We start from the raw sequence: 3,072 nt of genomic DNA, 5'->3' as shown, positions 1-3,072 counted from the left end.
GCCTCGTAGGTCGCGGTGGTCACCACGCCCCGGCCGCGGTAGTCGCGCAGGCGGGTGAACTGAAACGCACCGTCGTCGCCCACAGACGGGGCTTCGACACGGCGCCCACCGACCACAAGCGGCTGGCCCCGCAGTTGCGGGTAGCGCAGCAACTCCACGGACGCGTAGAACGCATCCATGTCGAGATGTGCGATGCAGCGGTCCAGAAAGATCAGAGCGGTCGCCTCCCGTTCACGGCATTGTCCATCAACCGAAAAGCCTTCGCGCCTGTTGCCGAATTCCTTTGCCGCGACTTCCGGCGTTCGTCTTGCCCAGGGATGCTGGAGGGCCTCACAGACACTGAAGCAACCGCGTCCAGCGCCGCCGGCCCGACACGTTGCGCACGGCGATCGCGATCGCCTTGCGCTGCCCGACCAGCACCACCAGCCGCCGGCCCCGGGTCAAACCCGTGTAGATGAGGTTGCGCTGCAACATCGGGTAGTGCTGCGTCAGCACCGGGATGACGACCGCCGGATACTCGGACCCCTGGCTCTTGTGAATGGTCGCCGCATAGGCCGGCACGAGGGTGTCGAGTTCTCCGAATCCGTAGGTGACCGTGCGCTCCTCGAAACGCGCAGTGAGCTCCTGGGTGTCCGGGTCAACGTCTTCCACGTAGCCGATGTCGCCGTTGTAGACCTCCTTGTCGTAATCGTTCTCGATCTGCATCACCTTGTCGCCGGGGGCGAACGTCCAGCCGAAGCGCTCGACCTTGCGTTCCCCGGCCGGATTCAGCGCCGCCTGGAGTTCGATGTTGAGCGAACGCGCACCGACGCCACCCCGGTTCATCGGGCACAGCACCTGGATCTCGCGCACGGGATCGAGCCCGAAGCGGCGCGGGATGTGGTCGCGCACCAGGTCGATGATGCGCGTCACCGCCTGCTCCGGGTCCTCCGCGGGGACGTAGTAGAAATCGCTCAACCCTTCGGGCCGCGACAGGTCCGGCGGCTCGCCGCGGTTGATCCGGTGGGCGTTCTGGATGATGCGGCTGCTCGCCGCCTGGCGGAACACCTCGGTCAGACGCACCACCGGGACCGTCCCGGAACCGATCACGTCCGCCAGCACCTGTCCCGGACCCACCGAGGGCAACTGGTCGATGTCGCCGACCAGCAGCAGCGCGGCGTGGTCGGGAACGGCCGCCACCAGCGACTGCATCAGCCGGACATCGACCATCGAGGTCTCGTCCACCACCAGCAGGTCGCAGCGCAGCGGGAACTCCTCGTCGCGCTTGAACCGGCCCGACTTCGGGTCCACCTCGAGCAGCCGGTGAATCGTGCGGGCCTCGCGCCCGCTGGTCTCCGACAGCCGCTTCGCGGCGCGTCCGGTCGGCGCGCACAGCAGGATCTCGACGCCCTTCGCCGCCAGGATGCGCAGGATCGCGTTCACCAGGGTCGTCTTGCCGACCCCCGGCCCGCCGGTGATCACCAGCACCTTCGAGCGCAGCGCGAGCCGGACCGCTTCGGCCTGACTGGCCGCGAGCGCAAGGCCCACCTGCGACTCGATCCACGGCAGCGCTCGGTCCGCGTCGATCACAGGCCACGGCGGTGCACCGTGCAGGAGACGGCGCAGATGGTCCGCGATCCCCTGCTCCGCGCGGTACAGGTGCGCAAGGAACAGGCAGGGCACCTCATTCACCGCATCCGCGACAATCGTGCCCTCGCTGCGCTCCAGATCGACGGCGGTCTGCACCAGGGTCGCCGGCACCTCCAGCAGGGCCGCGGCCAGCGGCAGCAGTTGCTCGACCGGCAACCCGCAGTGACCCTCGTCCATCGCCTCGGTGAGCGCGAAGCTCACGCCCGCGCGGACCCGGATCATCGCGTCCGGCGCGATCCCCAGCCGCATCGCGATCGCATCCGCGGTCTTGAAGCCGATGCCGCGGATGTCGCGCGCGAGCCGATAGGGATTCTCGCTCATCACCTGCACCGCATCGGCGCCGTAGGTCTTGAAGATGCGCACCGCGCGCGCCGTCCCCACCCCGTGGCTGTGCAGGAACACCATGATCTCGCGCACGACCTTCTGTTCCGCCCACGCGCCCCGGATGCGCTCGGCGCGCACCGGGCCGATCCCCTCGACCTCGCGCAATCGCTCGGGCGCCTGTTCGATCACATCAAACACCTGCTCACCAAAGGCGCGTACCAGCTTCTTCGCATACACCGGCCCGATGCCGCGGATCATTCCCGAGCCGAGGTAGCGCTCAATGCCCTCGATCGAGGTCGGCACCGAGACCCGCAGGAACTGCGCCCGGAACTGCTGCCCATGGGTGCGATCGTTCACCCACTCCCCGGAGGCGGTAATCCACTCGCCGGCGGCAATGCTCGCGGCATGGCCGACGGTGGTCACGAGATCCCGGTGCCCGCGCGCCTTCACGCGCAGCACGCAGAAGCCGCTGTCTGCGTTGTGGAAGGTGACGCGTTCGACCAGACCGGCGAGGGTCTCCCGCGGTGGGGACGACGGAGACGGTTCGGGATGCCGGCGCATCGCAAGACGATTCAGCACCCCGAGATCGCCGTCAAGGGACGACGCCTACCGGCCTGAATATCGCTCTGAGCCAACACGCCGCCAAGTGCCTTCGTTCCTTTCTCGCATTATTCAAGGCAGGCCTCCAGCGATTGGCGGAGAGGTCCTTTCACGGAGTCAGGGACCAAGAAACTGATCCCAAACTCGTTATTGGTCAAGTGTATGGCATGAAAATACCCGGGATAACGACTGCCACCCTCCCAAGGCACACGGTCGAGACGGTAGCGCAATTCGGGCAGGCGCAGATCTCGATCGAAGTCCTCCGGTTCGATCAGCACCAGATAGCCCTCGCCTGGACCGATGCGAGTGAGAATCTCGGCGGCGATCCACTGCGCCGGGTGATCGCGCGGCAGGTCGGATGGTTTCTTCAGAATGCGCATAATGGCTTCTCCAAATTAACGATGGAACCATAAACAGCCCCGGCGAATGCCGATACCCATTTTCTTACCTGATTAGCACGAAAGCTCCGCAAGCCGTAATTCACGTTCCGGACGCCGAGCGCAGTGCACCACGGCAATG

Annotated in this window: 2 protein-coding genes and 1 pseudogene; all 3 read right to left on the bottom strand. The window is 66.3% G+C overall.

Translation table 11 applies throughout. The features are described 5' to 3' along the window. Positions 1 to 179: pseudogene (locus EA346_RS00155) on the bottom strand (DNA polymerase IV); the annotation flags it as partial. Between the two features lie 151 nt (positions 180 to 330). Continuing rightward, entirely contained in the window at positions 331 to 2,514 is a 2,184-nt protein-coding gene (locus EA346_RS00150; RefSeq protein ID WP_296754107.1) for an ATP-dependent RecD-like DNA helicase, read from the bottom strand. Positions 2,515 to 2,621: 107 nt separating this feature from the next. Then, positions 2,622 to 2,933 carry a hypothetical protein gene (locus EA346_RS00145; protein WP_296754104.1) on the bottom strand — a complete coding sequence of 104 codons (312 nt, stop codon included), beginning with the start codon at positions 2,931 to 2,933 and terminating at the stop codon, positions 2,622 to 2,624. Positions 2,934 to 3,072: the final 139 nt, after the last annotated feature.

Origin of the sequence: Thioalkalivibrio sp. (assembly GCF_007692535.1) — a bacterium.
GTDB lineage: Bacteria > Pseudomonadota > Gammaproteobacteria > Ectothiorhodospirales > Ectothiorhodospiraceae > Thioalkalivibrio.
This window is presented reverse-complemented; position numbering and strand designations above follow the sequence as displayed.